This is a genomic window from Ilumatobacteraceae bacterium (genome assembly GCA_033344875.1).
Classification (GTDB): Bacteria; Actinomycetota; Acidimicrobiia; order Acidimicrobiales; family Ilumatobacteraceae; genus Ilumatobacter.
Map to the genome: position 1 here is coordinate 2,879,534 of JAWPMO010000001.1, position 19,774 is coordinate 2,899,307.

The following is a 19,774-nucleotide window of genomic DNA, read 5'->3' on the forward strand; positions in this document are numbered from 1 at the left end:
CACATAGGTGTATCGGCTCGGTCCGCTACCGGGTTGAGACGAAACGACGAACTCGCCGGGCGTGCGATCGCCGGCGTCAGCTGCCGTAGCTGACGCCGAGACCGGCTCGGGCGTCGGCGTTCACCCCGTAGGGCGGGATCGGGTAGCGCAATCCGTTGCGCGAGAGCGCGTCGAGACCGTCGATCACCTTCGGGAGGTACGACGGCGGGATCGCCATGAGGAGTTCGTCCTCCATCACCCCGCCGTACCGACGCTCGGCGAAGCACGGGATCGAGAGGCTCGGCTCGCCGGTGGCCAATGCCCTGCCCCACGAGTCGGCGCACGACGACTCGCCGACGCAGCCCCACTCGAGCTTGCGGTACCCGGTCCACTGGAGCCCGTTGACGAACAGGATCATCTGCGCCGGGGTGGCGTAGATCAGGCAGATGTCGGGCGGGTCGAGGCGTCCGCTCGCGAGCGGCGACACGGCGAGCGCTTCGTGCTCACCGAACGACGGGAGGTCCATCGCGGCCTGGTGCGCGGCGGCGTCGGCGGGTGTGGCGTACCAGACGCCGGAGTACTGCCGACCCTCGAGCCACTCGTCGTCTCGGGGGTGCAGGCCGACCACGGCCGCGCACTGGTCGCCGACCAGGTCGTCCACGGTGATGCCGACGGTCCATCCGTTGCGGGCGGCCTGTCCCACGATCTGGTCGGTGGTGTGGATCGCGCCGGGCCGCCGGATCTTCGGCACCGCCTCCATCTCGGCGACGGTCGCGAATCGCTTCATGCCGATCGGTGTGGTCCGGAGCCGGAGCAACCGGTTCAGGTCGTCGACGATCCTCCGTCCGTGGAACTCGTCGCCGACGCGAACCGGCGTGCCGTCTCCTGAGCTGCCGAGGCTGTCATCCGTCGTGACCATGCGGCCACCGTACGACCTGGTGCCGGGCGACGCCGGATTCAGAGGCGGTCGGCCGGGTACCCGGCGAACGAGGCCTTGAACACGCCGGAGTGCAACATCACGGTCGCGGCGTGGCGGCCGGTCGCGGCGGACATGACCCGGGTCTCGACCCAGTGCGACTCGACCCGCCGGCTCTGTCCGATGGCCAGCACCTCACGTTCGAGGCGGTACTCCTCGCCGACGAACAACGGGCCGTCGATCGCACGGACCTCGAGGTCGATGAACAGGCCGACGGCGGGTCCGCGCACCGGCAGCCGTGTCCCGACCTTGTGGGCGAGCACGCTGTACATCTCGAACGGCAGGATCGGGCGGCCCCACGGCGTGTCGTCGGTGTCGTACCAGGGGGTGCGTTCGGTGATCGCGTCGAGCTTGCGACGGAGCGAGAAGGGGTAGAGGTGGCCGTTGTCGGTGTCGAGTTCGACCGTCACCACCGGCGGCTCGCCGTGTACGGGACCGAGTTCGATCTGGTCGACGATGAACAGGTCGCCCGCGTCGCGGGCCTGCATCTTGGCCAGGCGGTCGCGGAGCTCGGTCGGCGCCGACGCGTCGACGGTGGCCGAACCGGTCAGAACCGGCGACCCGTCACCCTTCACCGCGTCGATGCGCGCGGCACCGTCGTCGCCAGGGGTGAACGAGGCGGTGACCGTCTCGCCCTCGACCACCATGTTCAGGAAGTGGGCGCTCACGCAGCCGGTCTCGAACCAGCGCTGCCCCCACTGGTCGAACGCCAGCAGGTCGATCTGGCTGAAGTGGGTCGGTCCCTCGATCGGCGCGCCCGACAGACCGAGGTCGCCGGCGACGGCGTCGTCGTGCACACTCGCGTGACCGTCGTACTCCTGATCGCCGAGGAGTTGGCGCGGTGCTCGTTCGGGGCCGTGCCGCACCCCTGCGTCGTCGGTGGTGATGGACGAGGTGTCGAACGCCATCGTTCGATCGTAGGAGCCGACCACTCGCCGATCGTCAGCGTGCTCGTTCGGTGGCGATCGGTGCGTCGTCGGGTCGAACCGTCAGGTGTCGACGGTGCCGCTCTCGCCGACGTCGGGCGGCGAGTCCATCAGGAACGCCTTCGCCATCCCGGCCATCTGGGCGAGCTTGTTCGGGGCCGTCCAGTACTCCCACCGGTCGGCGTGCACCTGGAGCGCCACGGCGCTCTCCGGTCCGTCGGGGAAGTACGTGTCGGTCATCTCGTCCCACAGGTCGCTCAGCAGTGAGGTGCCCTCGACGTACTCGGCGCGGCCGACGACCGAGATCCAGGTGCGGCCATCGTCGACGAGCGAGACGTTCATCGCCTGTCCGCCGATCGCCCAGTCGGCCTCGCGGCCGACGATGAAGTACACGTCGCCGTTCTCGTCGATGCGCTGCACCGTGAGTGGACGGGACGACAGCAGACCGTGCTCGTCGATGGTGGTCGCCATCACGATCCGGACCTCCTCGACCCGTTCGCGCAACTCGTCGATGGTCAATGGTTCGTCGCTCATGGGCTTGGCGATACCCGGCTCGGCAGCGCCTCAACCGCGACCACGACGTAGGTTCGGCGCATGGACGAGTGGTCGCTGTTGGTGGACGGGGTCGATTTCGGGGAGGGGCCGCGCTGGCGCGACGGCGCACTCTGGTACTCCGATTTCCACCAGCGTGCGGTGTACCGGGTGAGCGCCGACGGCGAGCGCACGGCGGTGTACGACGGACTCGACGACCGACCTTCGGGGATGGGCTGGTTGCCCGACGGCACGTTCCTCGTCGTGTTCATGACCAGCCGCCGTGTGATGTGCGACCGGGGCGACGGGCGGTTGGTCGAGTACGCCGACCTCTCGTCGATCGCCACCCACCACTGCAACGACCTGATCGTCGATCGTCACGGCAACGCGTTCGTGGGCAACTTCGGGTTCGATCTCGAAGCGCTCGCGTCGTTCGCCCCGGCCGACCTCGCCGTCGTCCGCCCCGACGGATCGGTAGCGGTGGCGGCACCCGACATGGCGTTCCCGAACGGTGCGGTCATCACGCCCGACGACACCACGTTGATCGTCGGCCAGTCGTTCGGCGGGAACTACATCGCGTTCACGATGCACGACGACGGCACGCTGACCGACCGCCGGCAGTGGGCCGAGATCCCCGGCACCGCACCCGACGGCTGCGCCCTCGACGACGCCGGTGGGATCTGGTTCAGCGACGCGCTCGGTTCACAGGTCGTGCGCGTCGAGGAGGGCGGCAACGTCACCGATCGCATCGCCACACCGATGCCGACGTTCGCGTGCATGCTCGGCGGCGACGACGGCCGCACCCTGTTCGCGCTGTGCTCACCCGGTTCGCATCCCGACGAGAGCGCCGGCAAGGCCGCCGGGGCGATCTACACGCGCACGGTCGAACACGCCCACGCCGGTCGCCCGTAGCGTGCGGCTCGCCACCTGGAACGTCAACTCGATCCGCACCCGGGTCGACGCCGTCGTCGCCTGGATCGAGCGACACGAACCCGACGTGCTGCTGTTGCAGGAGACCAAGTGCACCGACGCGATGTTCGACACTCCCGAGATCGCAGGTCGTCTCACGACACTCGGACACGAATTCGTGCACCACGGCACCAACCACTACAACGGGGTCGCGATCCTCAGCCGGTGCGGGCTCGGCGACGTGTCCGTCGGGTTCGCTGACCGTCGCGACGGCGCGTTCGGAGAGGCCCGTCTGCTCGCCGCCACGTGCGCGGGCGTGCGGGTGCACAACGTGTACGTGCCGAACGGCCGCAAGGCGTACACACCACATTGGGAGGCCAAGGTGGCCTGGCTGCGCCACCTCCGCACCGTGGTCGACGCGACCGTGCCGACGATCGTCGCCGGTGACATGAACGTGCAGCGGGCCGACATCGACGTGTACGACCCGAAACGCTGGCGGAACCGCAACCACGCCACGCCGGAGGAACGCGCCGCGCTCGCTGCGCTGATCGACGCCGGGCTCCACGACGTCGTGCGCGACCGGCACCCTGACCCCGGCGTGTACACCTGGTGGAACCACGCCGCGGAACAGTTCAGCCGGAATCGCGGGATGCGGATCGACCTCGTCCTCGCCGGCCGCGCGGTGGCCGCCCGGGTGCGCGACGCCTGGATCGACACCGACGAACGCGGGCGCACTCGCAGCAGCGACCACGCCCCGGTCGTCGTCGACCTCACCTGACGCCGTCGCCCACAACGCCGACCCGCCCGGTCACCCGAGCCCGTCCTCCACCGGAAGCCATGTCGCGAGTCTGTGCCCTCCACGCACAGAACCGCGCCACGCCCTGCCGCGGCACGCTTCCATCGGGACCGTGTCGCCAACCCTGGCCCGCCCCATCCTTGACCCGGAACCGTGTCGCGAAATCGGGCCCCACACGCACAAGACCGCGACACGGCCCCACAGACCCGGCCTGCACTCGAGGCCGTGTCGCGGCTTCAGGGCCCACACGCACAGAACCGCGACACGCCCTGCCGACGTGGGGTGCGCGGTCGGCCACCGGCGTCGCCGGCGCCCAGGCTGTCTTCGGGCGGGTCAGCGGCGGCGTGAACCGGACCGACGGGGGCCGAGACCGGCGATCGCCTGGAGCACCAGCAGGAACACCACGGCGCCGACCGCGGCGACGAGGATGCTGCGGATCGAGAACTCGTCGACTCCCTCCTCGTCGATGGTGGCCATCAGCCACCCACCCACGATCGCTCCGACCACACCGACGATCATCGTGTAGATGCACCCCGCACGATCGTCCTTGACGATCCAGCGGGCCAGCCATCCGGCGAGCAACCCGACGACGATCCATCCGACCAGACTCATGTGGCCACGGTATCCGCCGGTCGGTGGAACTCGACGACGAACCGCACCGGCCCGACGAGCGCGACGTGGTGCACCTGCTCGGGCGGGATCACGACCGATCCGCCCTCGGTGACGCCGAACTCGGCGTCGTCACCGAATCCGAACCGCAGCGCGCCCGACCGCACCAGCAACCGACCCCACACGCCCGCCGCGACCCGGTGGTCGCGCAGGAGCCCGGCGGGAACGGAGTTCTCGTCGAACTCGTCGGTCGTCCGTGCCAGCACGAGTCCGGCGGGGAGATCGGCGGTCATCGTGTTCGCTCTCGTTCAACGCACATCATCGGTCCCGGTCCTCCGTCGTCCGACCGTACCCCCATCGGGACATGGGCCGACGGTGCCCGAGCGCTAATGTCGCCGCAACGTCGGAGCACCACCGACGATCAGCGACGCAGGGGGCGCCCATGACGACGGACTTGCATTGGTGGTCGGCCACCGATCTCGCTGCCGCGATCCGCGGGCGCGAGGTGTCGGCGGCCGAGGCACTGGAGCACCAGATCGCGCGCATCGAACGCCTCGACGGCCCGGTCAACGCGATCGTCCACTGGGACGTCGAGCGTGCCCGCGAGGCCGCCCGCTCCGCCGATGCAGCGGTCGCGGCCGGCCACGACGTCGGGCCGCTGCACGGCGTGCCGATCACGATCAAGGACTCGTTCCAGACCGTGGGGTGTGTCACCACGTCGGGAGCGCCCGAACTCGCCGACTTCGTCCCGACCGAGGACGCCGCACCCGTCGCCCGCCTCCGCGCCGCCGGGGCCATCCCGTTCGCCAAGTCGAACCTGCCGATCTACGCCGGCGACATCCAGAGCTTCAACGAGGTGTACGGCACCACCAACAACCCGCACGATCTCGCCCGGACGCCCGGCGGATCGTCCGGCGGCTCGGCGGCAGCGCTCGCGATGGGATTCACCTCGCTCGAACTGGGCTCCGACATCGGCGGTTCGATCCGAGTGCCGGCCCACTACTCGGGCGTGTCGGGTCACAAGCCGAGCTACGGGATCGTGGCGGCGCACGGTCAGATCCCCGGCATGCCCGGGACCCTGTCGCAGGCCGACCTCGCGGTCGCCGGGCCCATGTCGCGGTCGGTCCGCGACCTCGAACTCGCGCTCGACGTGCTCGTCGGGCCCGATCGTTGGAACGCTCCGGCCTGGCGGATCGAACTGCCGCCGCCCCGAGGCGAGGCGCTCGACCAGCTCCGGATCGGCGCGTGGCTCGACGACGACCACTGCCCGGTCGATGCGTCCACCCGAACCGTGCTCGAGCATCTCGTCGGTCAGATCGAGGCCGCCGGTGGACGGGTCGACACCGAGGCCCGACCGGGGTTTACGCTCGAGAAGATCGACGGCGTGTTCCGCGATCTCCTCATGGCGGCGCTGGCCGGTGGCACCCCACCCGGCGAACTCGATCGGCTCGCCGCCACCGCGGGCGACAGCGCCGCCGAACGCGCGGCTCGCTCGACGGCGATGCGCCACCGCGAGTGGCTCGCCCACAACGAACGGCGGCTCCAGATCCGCGAGCGCTGGCGTGAGTTCTTCGAGCGGTTCGACATCATCCTGATGCCGGTCCAGCCGCGTGGTGCCATCCCCCACGACCACTCGATGCCGCAGTGGGACCGCACCGTCGACATCGACGGCGTCGACCGGCCGTACCTCGACCTGTTCGGTTGGACCGGCCCGGCCGGCGCCGGGATGCTGCCGGCGACCGTCGTACCCGCCGGACTCGGCAGCGACGGTTTGCCGATCGGCGTCCAGATCGTCGGTCCGTACCTCCACGACCGCACGACCCTGCGCGCCGCGGCACTGATCGCCAAGCTCGCCGGGGGCTGCCCCAAGCCGGCACTCGCGCTCGCGTGACCCGTCTGTTCGTCGCCGCGTGGCCCGACGCCGAGACGGTCGAGCAGCTCTCGTCGCTCGACTGGCCGGTCGCGCCGGACATTCGTCGTGTGCCCGATCGGAACCTGCACATCACGCTCCGGTTCCTCGGCGACGTCGATCCACGAGCGGCGACCGACCTCCTGAGCACCGCGACATTGCCGGTCGCGACCGCGACGCTCGGGCCATCGGTCGAGCGGCTCGACGGCCGACAGATCGTCGTGCCCGTCGCCGGTGTCGATCCGCTCGCCGCAGCGGTCCGGTCGGCGACGGCCGCGATCGGCCAACACGACCCACGCCCGTTCCGCGGCCACATCACGATCGCGCGGACCCGGCGAGGGGGGCCGTCGACCATCGTCGAGGCGCCGGTTCTCGGTACGTTCACGATCGCCGAGGTCGCGCTGGTGGCGAGCGATCTCCAACCCACCGGAGCCGTCTATTCGACGCTGGCGACGTTCTCGACCACGCCACGCTGACCTCGAACCCGCTCCCTGATGACGATCGAGCACCGGTCGGCGACCGACGCCGTCAGGACTCGACGCGTCCGACGAAGTCGATCACGGCCGAGTTGAAGACGTCGTTCTTGTCGCCGGCAACCATGTGACCGGCGTCGGCGACGTCGACGACCTCGGCATGGGGAACCAGTTCACGGAGTTCACGGACGCTCTCGTCGCTCACGATGTCGCTCATGCGGCCGCGCACCAGCATCGTCGGCACCGTGACCCGCCGGGCCGCCGCGCACATCCGGTCGTGGTGGACCAGGCCGCTCTGACCGTCGACGCCCTCGTTGTTGCCGAGCCAGCGCGGGTCCCAGTGCCAGTACCAGCGTCCGTCGCCACGGCGACGCAGGTTCTTCTCGAGACCCGACAGGTCCTTCGGCCGTGGTCGGTGCGGGATGAACGCCGAGACCGAATCGGCCGCCTCTTCCAGCGTGTCGAAGCCGCGCATCCCGGCCCGCATGAACGACTGGATCTTCACCCGACCCTCGACCTCGATCCTCGGCGCGACGTCGACCAGCACGAGCGCCGTCGCGACCGGTGCGCTCGCTTCGCCGACCGCCACGAGCGACGCCAGGCCACCCAGCGACGCCCCGACGAGCGCCGGCCGGCGGCCCAGGCCGGCCGCCAACGCGTGGACGTCGGCAGCGAACTGCGTCATCCCGTAGAGGCCGTCGGGCGACCAGTCGCTGTGCCCGTGCCCGCGCAGGTCGATCGAGATCGCGAAACGACCCGACGCCGCGAACGCGGCAGCGGCGCCTCCCCACGCGTGGCGGGTCTGGCCGCCGCCGTGCAGGAGCACCACCGGTGGGTCGGTCTCGTCGCCGTACAGGTCGGCCGCCAACGACAGGCCGGCTCCGGGCAGCTTCACCGTTCGGGGTTCGATCGCCATCACATCCCGCAAGCTAGGCGCAGCTCGCGATCCACGACGGGTCGACACCTCAACCGGGGCGGCGGTGCACGCTGACGGCGTAGTCGCCGCCGGCGACGAACGGCGTGCCGTCCCAGGTGGCGAACCGTTCGACCAGCACCAGACCGGCCGCCGAGCAGTCGGCGTCGTAACGCTCGAGGTCGTACGCTCGCCCCAACTGGAAGCCGGAGATCAGCACGCCCTCGGGCTCGAGGTGGCCCGCGAGGTTGGCGACCACGGCGGTCTCGGTACCGGGCTGGACGAAGATCATCACGTTGCCGGCCATGACCACGACGTCGAACCCGCGACCGAGGGCGACCGTCTCGACGCTGCCGTCGACCCAGGTCAGCGACGGCGCTTTCGCCCGCGCCTCGGCGAGCATCGCGACGTCGAGGTCGACACCGACCGCGTCGACGCCGCGGGCGGCGAGTTCGATCGCGACCCGCCCCGTGCCACAACCGGCGTCGAGCACCGACTCCGGCTCGTAGCGACACACGAAGTCGACCTCACCGTGGACCGACCGCCCGGCGGCTGCCATCCTGGCCCACCGCTCGTCGTAGTCGGCACCCCGCTGCACCGTGCGCTCGGAGTTCCAGCGCGAGGTCGGGTCGCTCACAAGTGGTCGGGGATGACCGCCGCCACCTCGTCGGGCGTGGTCTGCGGGGGGAATCGGCGCACGACGGTGCCCGACTTGTCGACGAGGAACTTCTCGAAGTTCCACGTGATGTCGGAGCTGTCACCGTCACCGGGTTGCTCGGACTTGAGGATCCGGTACAGCTCGGCTGCACCGTCGCCGTTGACGTCGATCTTGGAGAACATCGGGAAATCCACGTCGAACTTCGACGTGACGAACTCGAGGATCTCGTCGTCGGTTCCCGGCTCCTGACCGCCGAACTGGTTACACGGGAAGCCGAGCACCTGGACGTCGTCGAACTGATGATGAAGCGCACGCAGACCTGCGTACTGAGGAGTGAGGCCTCAAGCGCTGGCGACGTTGACGATGAGCAGCACCTGGTCGCGGAACCGGTCGAAGTCGACCTGCTCGCCGGTGATGCTCTTCATCTGGAGATCGTGAATCGCTGACATGGCCCCAACCCTAGGCCGCGTTGCTCCGGAGCGAACCGGTTCCGTCAGACTGATGGTGTGGGTCCGCGACGGATCATCGGGATCGCCGGCTGCCCCGGCGCCGGCAAATCGACACTCGCGGCCGGACTGGTCGCCGAGCACCCCGACACGCACGTGCTCGTCCCGATGGACGGCTTCCACCTCGCCGACGAACAGCTCCGCCGCCTCGATCGCTCCGACCGCAAGGGCGCGCCCGACACGTTCGACGTCGACGGCTACGTCACGCTGCTCGGCCGGATCGCCGCCGACACGACCGACACCGTGTACGCCCCGCGCTTCGATCGCCGGATCGAAGCGTCGATCGCGAACGCCATCGCCGTCGAACCGCGTCACACCACCGTGATCACCGAGGGCAACTACCTGCTCCACGACGCCGACGGTTGGGAACGCGTCCGTCCACTGCTCGACGAGTGCTGGTACGTCGACTGCACGTACCCGACCCGGATCGTCCGATTGATCGGGCGCCACATCCGACACGGACGCTCGGCGGACGAGACGGCGGAGTGGGTTCGCTCGGTCGACGAGCCGAACGCCCGACTCATCCGCACGAAGATGAACACCGCCGACGTGATCATCCGCTCCGAGGACGGACGGCTGGCGCTACCGCTGCCGCCCGACTGGCGAACTCCCTGGTGGTGACGGACGTCGGGCTACCGTCACGACATGGAACTCGCCGAGCTGCAAGACGTCATCGAGCGCACGTACGGCTCGCGCGATCGCGGCCGCGAGTTGTCGTACAGCATCGCCTGGCTCGCCGAGGAGTTCGGTGAACTCGCCCAGGCGATCCGCAAGGGCACGCCCGACCAGATCGAGCACGAGTTCAGCGACGTGCTCGCCTGGGTCGCCAGCCTCGCCAACCAGCTCGACGTCGACCTCACGTCGGTCATGCAGCGCTACGCACACGGCTGCCCCAAGTGCCAGGCGATCCCCTGCGCGTGTTGAGGCTGCGCGGTTGGAGATGCGCCCGACGCGTTTCGGACGTCGACCGGCCCGGCGCCTGCCGAACCGGCACTCGAACCGGCCGAGATCGTGCGGGGTCGAGCATCCACCACCGCCCTGAGCAGGGAGAACGCTGTTCTATTTCGGAACGATGTCGGCCGGTAATTCGGGACTGACATCAAACGGGGTTGTGCCCCCACCCGGGGATGGCATGATCTGAGCATGTTCATCGTCATCGGCATCGTCGGGGCGGTGTTGTTGCTGTCGTCGCTGTTGTTCGACGACGTGATCGACGGGTTGGTCCCCGATCTCGACTTCATCTCCGGCCCCGTCATCGGGTCGTTCCTCACCGCGTTCGGGCTGTTCGGCTGGTTCGCCGGCAGCGGCGTCGACCTCCCCGGACTCGTCGCGATCGTCATCGCTGCCGGCGGGGGCGCGATCTTCGCCGCGTTCACGTTCAAGCTCACCGACGCGCTCGTCAACCAACCCACCGACGGCACACCGACCACGGCCTCGCTGATCGGGCAGACCGGTCGCGTCGTCACGCCCGTGCGTGCCGACGGCATCGGTGAAGTGCTGGTCGCACTCGGCGGCGCCTCGACGAAGTACACGGCGACCGCCGACACCGACCTCGCGACCGGCGTGCCGGTCGTCGTGGTCGGCGTCGAGTCGCCCACCAAAGTGCGCGTACAGTCCGAAGCCGAGTTCTGGGCGTGACCCGCATCTCCCCACCCGTCGATCGACCGTCGGCGACACACCGCCGTTCGGCGACACATCGTCGCTCAGCGACACCCCGTCGTTCAGAAAGGACGTCATGAATCCCATCCTCGTCTTCCTCATCGTGGTCGCCGCGCTCGCGGTCTCGATCGTCGTGCTCGTCGCGAGTCGGTTCAAAGTCGCCGGTCCGAACGAGGCGTTCATCGTCACGGGCCGCAAGGGCAAGGCGGTCACCAACCCGGAGACCGGTCGCATCTCGACCGACCTCTCGGGCCAGAAGGTCGTCATGGGTGCCAGCACCTTCGTGCTGCCGGTCGTCCAGAAGCTCGCGATCCTCGATCTCTCGTCGCGCCAGATCGCGATCTCGGTCGGGTCGGCCGTGTCGGCCCAGGGCATCAAGTGCTCGCTCGAGGGTGTCGCGATCGTCAAGGTGGGCGGCACCGAAGACGCGGTGCGGGCATCTGCCCAGCGGTTCCTCGGACAGCAGAACGAGATCGAACCGTTCACCCAGGAGGTCCTCGCCGGTTCGCTCCGTGCGATCGTCGGCCGCCTGTCGGTCGAGGAGATCGTCAAGGACCGCGCCGCGTTCGCCCGTGAGGTCGCCGAGGAAGCCGAGTCGTCGCTGACCAACCAGGGGCTCGTGCTCGACACGTTCCAGCTCCAGGACATCAAGACCGAGGGCAACTACCTCCAGGACCTCGGTCGGCCCGAGGCCGCTCGGGCCGAGATGGAAGCATCGGTGGCCGAGGCCAGGTCGCGCCGCGAGTCCGAGCAGGCCCGGATCAAAGCGGAGGAGGAGATCGCGATCGCCAACCGCGAACTCGAACTGCGCAAGGCATCGATCCTCGCCGAGACCGACGCCGCGGCGGCCCAAGCCCGGGCGGCCGGCCCGATCGCCAAGGCCGCCAAGGACCAGGAGGTCATCCAGGCGCAGGAACTCGTGGCCGAGCGCATGGCAGCGCTCAAGGAGCGCGAGCTCGACACCGAGGTCCGCAAGCCGGCCGACGCCGAGCGCTACGCCGTCGAGCAGAAGGCCGAAGCCGAGAAGACCAAGAAGGTCCGTGAGGCCGAGGCCAACCGCATCGCCTCGATCGAAGCGGCGCAGGCCCACGCCGAAGAGGACCGACTCGTCGGCGCCGGCGAACGCCAGCGCCGCGAAGAGTTGGCGAAGGCGCTCGAACTCGAGGGCAACGCGCAGGGTGCCGCCGACCGTGCCCGCCGTGTCGCCGCCGCCGAGGCACTCAGGTTGGAAGGTGACGCCGAGGCGGCATCGATCCTCGCTCGTGGCGACGCCGAGGCGACCGCCATGGAGAAGAAGGCGACGGCCTACGAGCAGTACGGCCAGGCCGCGATCCTCGACCTGCTGGCCGACATGCTCCCCAAGCTCGTCCACGAGGCAGCGGCACCGCTGGGCAACGTCGACAAGATGACCGTCATCTCGACCGACGGAGCGAGCCAGATCACCAAGAATGCAGCACAGAACGTCACCCAGGGGCTGCAGCTCGCGAGCGACCTGCTCGGGGTCGACCTCGCCCAGATGTTCCAGGGTCTCGCCGCCAACGCCGGCCGCAACGGCGACAGCGGCGATCCGTCCGACGACGTGATCGAGGTGTGAGCTCATGGCCGGTAACGACTTTCTCGTCGGCTACTTCTTCGGTCGCCGAGGATTCAAGCGGTGGACCGGTCGCGAACGCACGCGTCCGAAGATGCCCTCCGGGCCGTGGCGGGCATCGGCGCTGCTGTGCACCGCGGCCGGCGTGCTCGTCGCCTGGCTGATCTTCGGGCGTTCCGACGCCGGGGGGTGGCGGCTGGTCGCCGGCGGCGTGGTCGGGTTCGCGGTCGGCATGTACGTGGTCGAGTCGATCTGGGAACGGCGGCACGCCGCACGCTCCGCGGCCGAGCCGATCGGTCGCCGTTCCTGACCGGTGTGGTGATCCGGTGATCGAACGCGAACGACGGTTCCTGGTCCGCGAGGTTCCCGAGGCGCTCCCCGACGGGTCGCGGATCGTGCAGGGCTACCTGATGACGATGCCGGCAGCGGTCCGTGTCCGGCGCCGTGACACCGCCTGCACACTCACGATCAAGACCGGCACCGGGCTGGCCAGGACCGAGATCGAACGGTCGATCACGGACGACGAGTTCGACGCGCTCTGGGACGTCGCGAACGACCTCCGGATCGAGAAGCATCGCCACCTGATCCCGCTGGCCGATGGGCTGATCGCCGAACTCGATCTGTTCGCCGGGCCGCTCGCCGGCCGCCGGCTCGTCGAGGTCGAGTTCGACACCGACGACGCCGCTGCATTCGAACCACCGGCCTGGTTCGGCCGCGAGGTCACCGACGACGGCCGCTACACCAACGCAGCGCTCGCCCGCGCCGGCTGGCCCGACGACGAGTAGCCCCGGAACGGGGTCCGACTCGTCGGGCTCGTCGTCGCCCCACCTAGGGTGGGCGACGATCACGAACCTGGGGGGTTCCGACATGTTGAAACGCGCACTCGCGCTCGCCGCGGCGACCGCACTGCTCGCCACACCCGTGATGGCCGCACCGGGAGGCAACGGCAACGGACCGAAGGGCGGGCCGCCGATCGTCAAGGTCGGGGCCGCCTCGCGATCCGTGCTCCCGACCGTGGACGGTTCGCACGACTACCTCGACGACGTCGACCCCGATCCCACCGATCCCTACTCCCCCGGCCTGCTCGTGCCGAACTGGGATCAGGGGCGGGTCGCGGTCGGCAACGGCGAGCCCGAGTCGTACTGGGTCCACGACGACATGCGCGTCACCGCCGTCGCGTTCCAGGAGCAGCGCGGCAAACACACGACCGTCGTCGTCGCCGCCAATCTCTACATGATCTTCCGCAACGACGCCGAGGCGATCCGCGCCGCCGTGGCCGAACGCGTCAGCCCGGCGGTCTTCGACCGACTCGACATCGCGATCCATGCCGATCACAACCACCACGGCCCCGACACGGCCTTCGACGTCAACCACGAGTGGTACGACTTCATGATCGAGCAGACCGCCGACGCGGTCGTCGACGCGATCGACGACGTTCGCCCGGCTCGCCTCGACGTCGCCGAGACCGAGCACTGGTTCGGTCTGCGCGACTCGCGTGACGTCCAGGTGCTCGACCCGACGCTCGGCGTGCTCCGAGCGACCGCCACCAACGGCGACACGATCGCGACGCTGATGTTCTGGGCGAACCACCCGGAGGTCACCCTCTTCTGGGACCCGCCGGTGAGCGCGATCGCCGACGACTGCGTCGTGCTCGGCCTCGAGGGCAGCGACTGCAGCGCCGGCGACCGCTACTTCACGGGCGACTTCCCCGGGTGGGCGAATCGGATCGTCTCCGACGAGATCGGCGGCGAGACGCTGTTCATCAACGGTGCGATCGGCGACCTGATCACCCCGCTCGGCGCGACGGTCTGGGAGGTCACCGACGACGCGCCGCTCGGCAACGGTCTCACCGCACCCGCCGGTGCAGAACCGCCGATGGGCGCCTCGAGCTTCACCGAACGCAACTTCCGCCGCACGTACCTCGTCGGTCGCGAACTGGCCACGGCGGCGCTCGACGCACTCGAGTCGGCCGAACCGATCACCGACCCCTCGATCGACTACACGGTCGAGCCGATCTACACCCGCATGTCGAACATCGGGTTCCGGCTGCTCTCGGTCGTCGGCGACAACGGGTACGCATCGCTCGGCCACACCCTCGGCGACCTCTACCACTGCCCGCCGCTCGGCCCGAAGACGGCCGACACGTGCGTGCCCGACGGGCTGGCCGTCGAGACCGACCCGCTGCTCGGCGAGATCCGGGCCGGCGACCACGCCCGTTCGGAAGTGGCCTACCTCGAGATCGGGCCGGTCGGCATGATGTGGCTGCCCGCCGAGGTCGGACCCGAGTCGACGATCGGCCTACCGGCCGACTACCTGAGCACCCCGGAAGCGTGGCATCTCGACGATCCGTCGCTGCACGCGTTCGGCGAGGCCAATCAGCCGTCCGGCTTCGTGAAGAACCGGATGGACGACGAGTACCGATGGGTCGGGCTCGGCAACGACGAGATGGGGTACGCCGTGCCGCTGTCCGACTACCGCGTCTACTGCGTCGCCGATGACCTCGCCGGCGACGGCACGTGCCAGTTCCTGTACGACAACGGGCTGATCGAGTACCCCGACGCGGTCGCCGGCGCCACGTGCAAGGCGGTGACCGAGGACCCGTCGCTCCTTGCGAACTACGGCCCTGCCGCCGAGGCGATCGCCGGGTCGTGCCGATACGGCCAGGCCTTCGAGGAGGCCGAGGACCACTACGAGGAGACGAACTCGGTCGGTTGGGACATGGAAACCGACATCCTCGCCGCGGTCGCACGGCTGACCGGCAACGACGACCCCGCGGTGATCAACCCCGACTTCCCCGGTTGGTGGTCGGGTCTGACACCCTGAGGTCGCTCCGCTCAGGTGACGACGGTGACGGTGTCGCCGATGTCGAGCCAGTTCCAGATCAGCTCGGCGTCGTCGGGGAGCACGCGGATGCACCCGGACGAGTCACCGTGGAGTTCGGCGGTGCCGACGCTGTCGAGCGGCTGCACGTACTCGCCGCTCGAGTACGTGGGGATGCTGTGGAACGCGATCCGCGCGCCCTGGTACTTGCCGTAGGTGAACGCCACGAAGTGCGTCATCTCGGAGTACTCGCCGCTGAGCGTCGACGAGGCGTTCATGTCCTTGGCGTACACCTCGTAGGTGCCCGGATCGGGCTGTGAGAGCGCGCTGGTCATCGGCATTACCTCGGTGATGTCTCCGGACTCGCACAGCCATGCCCGCTGGTTGAACCGGTCGACCACCGCCGACCGGCCCGTGGCCGGGCACGTGGCCGGGTCGGGCGGCAGCACATCGGGCCCGACCCAGGCGCCGATCTGGGTCGCCGTCTGTGGGCCGACGACGCCGTCGACGACGAGTCCGTTGCGCGCCTGGAAGGTTCGGACCGCGGCGTCGGTCGCGTCGTCGAACGTTGCGTCGGGCGCCGCGCCGACCAGGACACCGGCGGCGATCAACTGCGACTCGAGACATGCGACCTCGTCGTGCTCGTCGCCGAGTTCGAGACGAACCGACAGCGTGCAGTCCGGGTCGATCACCACGGTCGGCTCGAGATCGGGTTCGTCACGCACGCCGTCGGCGAGTGCGGCGGTGTCGGTATCGGTGTCCGCGGCGGTGACGGCGTCCAGGTCAGCCGCCTCGACCGGATCGAACGCGGCGAGGTCGGTACCGGCGTCGTCACCTGACGCCACGTGCGCGATGCCGGCCAGGCCGACCACGCCGACGAGGGCGGCAGCGAGGATCGGGTACGAACGCGACATCGATGGCGATTCTACGGAACGGAGCGAGCGGTGTCGGCTCGACCGACGTCAGGCGACGAAGAGCTCGGCGATCTGGATCGTGTTGAGCGCTGCGCCCTTGCGGAGGTTGTCGTTGCTGACGAACAGCGCCAGGCCGCGACCCTCGGGTGCGCCCGGATCATTGCGGATCCGGCCGACGTACGACGGATCCTGTCCGGCCGCCTCGAGCGGCGTCGGGATGTCGCTGAGCACGACGCCCGGAGCGTCGCCGAGGATGTCGGTCGCCTGGGCGACCGAGATGGGGTTCGCGAACTCGAGGTTGAGCGACAGCGAGTGACCGGTGAACACCGGGACGCGCACGCAGGTGCCCGACACGAGCAGACCGGGGATGTCGAGGATCTTGCGGCTCTCGTTGCGGAGCTTCTGCTCTTCGTCGGTCTCGAAGCTGCCGTCGTCGACGATCGAGCCGGCCATCGGGAGCACGTTGAACGCGATCGGCCTGGCGAACTTCTCCGGGGCCGGGAACGCCACGGCAGACCCGTCATGCGTCAGCTCGGCCGCCCGGTCGACCACCTGGCGGGCCTGCTTGTCGAGTTCGTCGACGCCGGCGAGGCCGCCACCGGACACCGCCTGGTACGTGGCCGCGATGATGCGGGTGAGGCCTGCCGCGTCGTGGAGAGGCTTGAGCACCGGCATCGCCGCCATGGTGGTGCAGTTCGGGTTGGCGATGATGCCCTTGGGCGTCTCGCGGATCAGGTGGCCGTTGACCTCGCTGACGATCAGCGGAACGTCGGGATCCATGCGGAATGCCGACGAATTGTCGATCACGATCGCACCGGCGGCGGCGAACTTGGGTGCCAGCGCCCGCGAGCCGGTGGCGCCGGCCGAGAACAGGGCGATGTCGAGACCGGTCGGGTCGGCCGTCTCGGCATCTTCGACCGTGATGTCGGTGCCCTTCCACGACAGGGTCGTCCCGGCGGACCGGGCCGACGAGAAGTACCTGATCTCGTCGATCGGGAAGTCACGTTCTTCGAGCAGGCGGCGCATCACGCCACCGACCTGCCCCGTTGCACCGACAATGCCAACACGCATGGTGCACAGGCTAACGCCGCCCCGTTCCACCCGACCCCCCACGTTTCGAGGCCGCTCACGTGTTTCGGTCCGGATGCTCAGACGCACTGTCCGAGCCCGCAACAGCCCGGTGGGAGTGGTGTGCAGGGGGCGCTTGCGATCCCCCTCCACCGTCGGCCGACTCGACGTGAGGCCGACCAGAGTTGGGCGCGGCGAAGCCGCTCAGATCAGATTCGAGCGAACGGGGGGAAGCGAGTGAGCTCGACGGACTCAGGTCACGGTGGCGATGAGCCACCAGTGATGGGGGTTGATGCCTTCGAAGGTGCGCATGTTGGCGCCGTACGCCGACAGCTTGCTCTTCGGGTTGGTCCAGACCTCGATACCGGTGAGCTGCGGCGAGAGCGGACCGGTGACCTGGTCGGGGTGCAGCCGCGATGCCTGCCACGCGAGGCGCGTCACCATCCGCTGGCGCGACAGCCAGTCGCCGACCTTGGGCAGGCGGTACATGCTGCGCACCACCGCTCCGGCGGGGACGACCAGCGAGTCGGACATCGCCGGTCCACGGAAGTTGAGGGCGATCTTGCCGCCTGGTCGCACGACACGCACGGCCTCGGACGCCAGCTCGAGCGCGTCGTCTTCGTTGCAGTGCTGCAGCGTGATGTAGCTGAACGCGAGGTCGGCGCTGTTGGGCGGCAGCGACAGGGTGCGACCATCGGCGACCTCGAGCGTGCGCAGCCGGTCGCGCTTGCCGAAGCGGGCGACGGTCTCGTGGCATCGTTCGAGGAAGCCCTGGTCGAGGTCGCAGGCGATCACGTGACCGAACTCGCGGGTGAACGCACACGTCATCCGACCGATGCCGGCACCGATCTCGACGATCGTCTGCTGCTGCGTGTGCTCACCGCGCAGACCGAAGGTCTCGAGGTACGCCGGGACCTCGTCGTCGCCGGTCGCCACGAACTCGGCGAGCGTCAGTTGATCACCGGTCGCGTTGTTGAAGACCCACCCGGTCTCGCGTACGACATCGTCGCCGCTCGCCATGCGCTCGGACACGCGTCCGGCCACCTTCCAGGGAACGAGCTGACTCCGGCGGCGCATCAGTGCAATTGTGCCAGATGACGAGGGTGTTCGTTCAACGGCCGACCGGAATCGGCACCGGGTCGACGATCATCGGCGGCGGCCGATCACGTGCGCTCGGGCAGGGGCGCCGAGTACGCCGCTCCGGAATCGAGACCGAACGCCGTGTGCAGGGCGCGGGCGGCGCGCTCCATGTCGGCGGCGGGCAGGATCACCGACACCCGGATCGTCGACGTGGAGATCATCTGGATGTTGACGTCTTCGTCGGCGAGCACCCGGAACATCTTCGCGGCGATGCCGGGCGACGACTTCATGCCGGCGCCGACGAGCGAGACCTTCGCGATGTCGTCGTCGTGGGTCACGGCGGTGGCGCCGATCTCCGACGCGATCTGCTGGACGATCGTCTCGGCCTGGGCCAGGTCGGCCATCGGCATCGTGAAGCTGATGTCGGTCGTGCCGTCGGTCGAGGTGTTCTGCACGATCATGTCGACGTTGACGTTGGCGTCGGCGAGCGGTTCGAAGAGGGCGGCGGAGATGCCCGGCTTGTCGGGCACGCCGAGCACGGTGACCTTGGCCTCGGTCATGTCGGTGACGACGCCGGAGATGATTGGATCTTCCACGGAGGGCTCCTCGTTGGTGACCCACGTGCCCTGCTCCCAGGTGAAGGCGGAGCGCACGTGGAGTGGGACATCATGGTTGCGGGCGAACTCGACCGAGCGCAGCGCGAGCACCTTCGAACCGGCACCGGCCATCTCGAGCATCTCGTCGAAGTGCACCTTGGCGAGCTTGCGGGCTTGCGGGACGATGCGCGGGTCGGCGGTGAACACACCGGTGACGTCGGTGTAGATCTCGCAGGCGTCGGCCTGCATCGCCTGGGCGAGCGCCGACGCCGTGAGGTCGGAGGCACCGCGACCCATCGTGGTGATCTCCTTGTCGGTGCTGACCCCCTGGAAGCCGGCGATCACGCAGACCTTGCCCTCGGCGAGCGATGCTCGCACCCGGTCGCCCTTGACCTCGACGATCTTGGCCTTGCGATGGGCGGTGTCGGTGATGATGCCGACCTGGCTGCCGGTGTAGCTGACGGCGTCGATGCCTCGATCCTGCAGCGCCATGGTCATCAGCGCCGCGGTCTGGCGTTCGCCGGTCGTGAGCAGCATGTCCATCTCGCGGCCGGACTGGTGCTTGGCGACCGAATCGGCGAGCGCGATCAGGTTGTCGGTCGCCTTGCCCATCGCGGACACGACGACGATGACGTCGTTGCCGCGCTTCTTGGTGATCGCGACGTTGTCCGCGCAGGCGCGAATCCGGTCGGGATCGGCCACCGAGGTGCCGCCGTACTTCTGGACGATCAGAGCCACGGTCGACGAGCCTACGAGGCCACCGCGACCGTCACGACACCTGTTCGGAAGAGGAATTCCTGTTCCGGACGGCGCGCCCGAAGGCAGAGCTGATCCGAACCGCTCGTCAGGGAGCCGGCGGAG

Annotated in this window: 22 protein-coding genes and 1 pseudogene; 11 read left to right on the top strand and 12 right to left on the bottom strand. The window is 69.2% G+C overall.

Annotated features, from left to right (window positions below):
* Nucleotides 1-76: 76 nt before the first annotated feature.
* The 3 genes from R8G01_13585 to R8G01_13595 form a co-directional block, all read right to left on the bottom strand.
* Complete coding sequence (locus tag R8G01_13585; GenBank protein MDW3215030.1) at nucleotides 77-898, bottom strand: DUF169 domain-containing protein; 822 nt, start codon at nucleotides 896-898, stop codon at nucleotides 77-79.
* 38 nt (nucleotides 899-936) lie between these two features.
* A complete protein-coding gene (locus R8G01_13590) occupies nucleotides 937-1,863 on the bottom strand; it encodes a hypothetical protein (GenBank protein ID MDW3215031.1) in 927 nt (308 codons plus the stop codon).
* A gap of 81 nt (nucleotides 1,864-1,944) precedes the next feature.
* On the bottom strand, nucleotides 1,945-2,415 hold the full coding sequence (locus tag R8G01_13595; protein MDW3215032.1) for a pyridoxamine 5'-phosphate oxidase family protein: 471 nt from the start codon (nucleotides 2,413-2,415) through the stop codon (nucleotides 1,945-1,947).
* Nucleotides 2,416-2,475: 60 nt separating this feature from the next.
* Here R8G01_13595 and R8G01_13600 point away from each other — a divergent pair, with 60 nt between their 5' ends.
* Together R8G01_13600 and R8G01_13605 are read left to right on the top strand one after the other, a co-directional pair.
* Entirely contained in the window at nucleotides 2,476-3,324 is an 849-nt protein-coding gene (locus R8G01_13600) for an SMP-30/gluconolactonase/LRE family protein (GenBank protein ID MDW3215033.1), read from the top strand.
* 1 nt (nucleotide 3,325) lies between these two features.
* Nucleotides 3,326-4,099: an exodeoxyribonuclease III gene (locus R8G01_13605; GenBank protein ID MDW3215034.1), complete on the top strand. Its 774-nt coding sequence runs from the start codon at nucleotides 3,326-3,328 to the stop codon at nucleotides 4,097-4,099.
* Nucleotides 4,100-4,450: 351 nt separating this feature from the next.
* Here the strand turns inward: R8G01_13605 and R8G01_13610 are convergent, their stop codons facing one another.
* Nucleotides 4,451-4,729 carry a GlsB/YeaQ/YmgE family stress response membrane protein gene (locus R8G01_13610; protein MDW3215035.1) on the bottom strand — a complete coding sequence of 93 codons (279 nt, stop codon included), beginning with the start codon at nucleotides 4,727-4,729 and terminating at the stop codon, nucleotides 4,451-4,453.
* Nucleotides 4,726-5,019, bottom strand: a complete 294-nt coding sequence (locus R8G01_13615) for a DUF1971 domain-containing protein (GenBank protein ID MDW3215036.1) — start codon at nucleotides 5,017-5,019, stop codon at nucleotides 4,726-4,728. The genes R8G01_13610 and R8G01_13615 overlap by 4 nt, the downstream gene beginning before the upstream one ends.
* 149 nt (nucleotides 5,020-5,168) lie before the next feature.
* On the opposite strand from R8G01_13615, the gene R8G01_13620 reads away from it, so the two are divergent.
* Both R8G01_13620 and thpR read left to right on the top strand, forming a co-directional pair.
* Nucleotides 5,169-6,617 carry an amidase gene (locus R8G01_13620; protein MDW3215037.1) on the top strand — a complete coding sequence of 483 codons (1,449 nt, stop codon included), beginning with the start codon at nucleotides 5,169-5,171 and terminating at the stop codon, nucleotides 6,615-6,617.
* On the top strand, nucleotides 6,614-7,111 hold the full coding sequence (gene thpR, locus R8G01_13625) for an RNA 2',3'-cyclic phosphodiesterase (GenBank protein MDW3215038.1): 498 nt from the start codon (nucleotides 6,614-6,616) through the stop codon (nucleotides 7,109-7,111). The genes R8G01_13620 and thpR overlap by 4 nt, the downstream gene beginning before the upstream one ends.
* Nucleotides 7,112-7,163: 52 nt before the next feature.
* Here the strand turns inward: thpR and R8G01_13630 are convergent, their stop codons facing one another.
* From R8G01_13630 to R8G01_13640, 3 genes and pseudogenes are all read right to left on the bottom strand, one after another.
* On the bottom strand, nucleotides 7,164-8,024 hold the full coding sequence (locus R8G01_13630) for an alpha/beta hydrolase (GenBank protein MDW3215039.1): 861 nt from the start codon (nucleotides 8,022-8,024) through the stop codon (nucleotides 7,164-7,166).
* 49 nt (nucleotides 8,025-8,073) lie between these two features.
* Nucleotides 8,074-8,658 (bottom strand): class I SAM-dependent methyltransferase, encoded by a 585-nt coding sequence (locus R8G01_13635; protein ID MDW3215040.1) that lies wholly within the window; start codon nucleotides 8,656-8,658, stop codon nucleotides 8,074-8,076.
* Nucleotides 8,655-9,008 (bottom strand): annotated as a pseudogene (locus R8G01_13640) (glutathione peroxidase). Before R8G01_13640 ends, R8G01_13635 begins: the two are co-directional and overlap by 4 nt.
* A gap of 177 nt (nucleotides 9,009-9,185) precedes the next feature.
* Here R8G01_13640 and R8G01_13645 point away from each other — a divergent pair.
* The 7 genes from R8G01_13645 to R8G01_13675 all read left to right on the top strand — a co-directional run bounded on the left by R8G01_13645 (nucleotide 9,186) and on the right by R8G01_13675 (nucleotide 15,258).
* Complete coding sequence (locus tag R8G01_13645; GenBank protein MDW3215041.1) at nucleotides 9,186-9,806, top strand: nucleoside/nucleotide kinase family protein; 621 nt, start codon at nucleotides 9,186-9,188, stop codon at nucleotides 9,804-9,806.
* A 24-nt stretch (nucleotides 9,807-9,830) separates the two neighbouring features.
* Entirely contained in the window at nucleotides 9,831-10,109 is a 279-nt protein-coding gene (locus tag R8G01_13650) for a MazG nucleotide pyrophosphohydrolase domain-containing protein (GenBank protein ID MDW3215042.1), read from the top strand.
* A 219-nt stretch (nucleotides 10,110-10,328) separates the two neighbouring features.
* Nucleotides 10,329-10,823 (top strand): NfeD family protein, encoded by a 495-nt coding sequence (locus tag R8G01_13655; GenBank protein MDW3215043.1) that lies wholly within the window; start codon nucleotides 10,329-10,331, stop codon nucleotides 10,821-10,823.
* Nucleotides 10,824-10,920: 97 nt separating this feature from the next.
* Entirely contained in the window at nucleotides 10,921-12,438 is a 1,518-nt protein-coding gene (locus tag R8G01_13660; protein MDW3215044.1) for an SPFH domain-containing protein, read from the top strand.
* A gap of 4 nt (nucleotides 12,439-12,442) precedes the next feature.
* The gene (locus tag R8G01_13665) at nucleotides 12,443-12,745 is read left to right on the top strand and encodes a hypothetical protein (GenBank protein MDW3215045.1); all 303 of its coding nucleotides are present in this window, start codon (nucleotides 12,443-12,445) and stop codon (nucleotides 12,743-12,745) included.
* A gap of 16 nt (nucleotides 12,746-12,761) precedes the next feature.
* Nucleotides 12,762-13,220 (top strand): CYTH domain-containing protein, encoded by a 459-nt coding sequence (locus R8G01_13670; GenBank protein MDW3215046.1) that lies wholly within the window; start codon nucleotides 12,762-12,764, stop codon nucleotides 13,218-13,220.
* A gap of 82 nt (nucleotides 13,221-13,302) precedes the next feature.
* Nucleotides 13,303-15,258, top strand: a complete 1,956-nt coding sequence (locus R8G01_13675; protein MDW3215047.1) for a hypothetical protein — start codon at nucleotides 13,303-13,305, stop codon at nucleotides 15,256-15,258.
* 11 nt (nucleotides 15,259-15,269) lie between these two features.
* Here R8G01_13675 and R8G01_13680 read toward each other — a convergent pair whose 3' ends face one another.
* From R8G01_13680 to R8G01_13695, 4 genes are all read right to left on the bottom strand, one after another.
* A complete protein-coding gene (locus R8G01_13680; GenBank protein ID MDW3215048.1) occupies nucleotides 15,270-16,169 on the bottom strand; it encodes a L,D-transpeptidase family protein in 900 nt (299 codons plus the stop codon).
* Nucleotides 16,170-16,217: 48 nt separating this feature from the next.
* On the bottom strand, nucleotides 16,218-17,240 hold the full coding sequence (locus R8G01_13685; GenBank protein ID MDW3215049.1) for an aspartate-semialdehyde dehydrogenase: 1,023 nt from the start codon (nucleotides 17,238-17,240) through the stop codon (nucleotides 16,218-16,220).
* 249 nt (nucleotides 17,241-17,489) lie between these two features.
* Nucleotides 17,490-18,314, bottom strand: a complete 825-nt coding sequence (locus tag R8G01_13690; GenBank protein MDW3215050.1) for a class I SAM-dependent methyltransferase — start codon at nucleotides 18,312-18,314, stop codon at nucleotides 17,490-17,492.
* 86 nt (nucleotides 18,315-18,400) lie between these two features.
* Nucleotides 18,401-19,651, bottom strand: coding sequence for an aspartate kinase (locus tag R8G01_13695; protein ID MDW3215051.1), 1,251 nt, complete (start codon nucleotides 19,649-19,651; stop codon nucleotides 18,401-18,403).
* Nucleotides 19,652-19,774 lie beyond the last annotated feature (123 nt).

Coding starts and splice junctions, on each gene's coding strand:
- R8G01_13630 (MDW3215039.1), bottom strand. CDS start 8,024: ATGGCGATCGAACCCCGAACGGTGAAGCTGCCCGGAGCCGGCCTGTCG.
- R8G01_13620 (MDW3215037.1), top strand. CDS start 5,169: ATGACGACGGACTTGCATTGGTGGTCGGCCACCGATCTCGCTGCCGCG.
- R8G01_13655 (MDW3215043.1), top strand. CDS start 10,329: ATGTTCATCGTCATCGGCATCGTCGGGGCGGTGTTGTTGCTGTCGTCG.
- R8G01_13615 (MDW3215036.1), bottom strand. CDS start 5,019: ATGACCGCCGATCTCCCCGCCGGACTCGTGCTGGCACGGACGACCGAC.
- R8G01_13675 (MDW3215047.1), top strand. CDS start 13,303: ATGTTGAAACGCGCACTCGCGCTCGCCGCGGCGACCGCACTGCTCGCC.
- R8G01_13590 (MDW3215031.1), bottom strand. CDS start 1,863: ATGGCGTTCGACACCTCGTCCATCACCACCGACGACGCAGGGGTGCGG.
- R8G01_13665 (MDW3215045.1), top strand. CDS start 12,443: ATGGCCGGTAACGACTTTCTCGTCGGCTACTTCTTCGGTCGCCGAGGA.
- R8G01_13600 (MDW3215033.1), top strand. CDS start 2,476: ATGGACGAGTGGTCGCTGTTGGTGGACGGGGTCGATTTCGGGGAGGGG.
- R8G01_13610 (MDW3215035.1), bottom strand. CDS start 4,729: ATGAGTCTGGTCGGATGGATCGTCGTCGGGTTGCTCGCCGGATGGCTG.
- R8G01_13650 (MDW3215042.1), top strand. CDS start 9,831: ATGGAACTCGCCGAGCTGCAAGACGTCATCGAGCGCACGTACGGCTCG.
- R8G01_13685 (MDW3215049.1), bottom strand. CDS start 17,240: ATGCGTGTTGGCATTGTCGGTGCAACGGGGCAGGTCGGTGGCGTGATG.
- R8G01_13690 (MDW3215050.1), bottom strand. CDS start 18,314: ATGCGCCGCCGGAGTCAGCTCGTTCCCTGGAAGGTGGCCGGACGCGTG.
- R8G01_13660 (MDW3215044.1), top strand. CDS start 10,921: ATGAATCCCATCCTCGTCTTCCTCATCGTGGTCGCCGCGCTCGCGGTC.
- R8G01_13595 (MDW3215032.1), bottom strand. CDS start 2,415: ATGAGCGACGAACCATTGACCATCGACGAGTTGCGCGAACGGGTCGAG.
- R8G01_13680 (MDW3215048.1), bottom strand. CDS start 16,169: ATGTCGCGTTCGTACCCGATCCTCGCTGCCGCCCTCGTCGGCGTGGTC.
- R8G01_13585 (MDW3215030.1), bottom strand. CDS start 898: ATGGTCACGACGGATGACAGCCTCGGCAGCTCAGGAGACGGCACGCCG.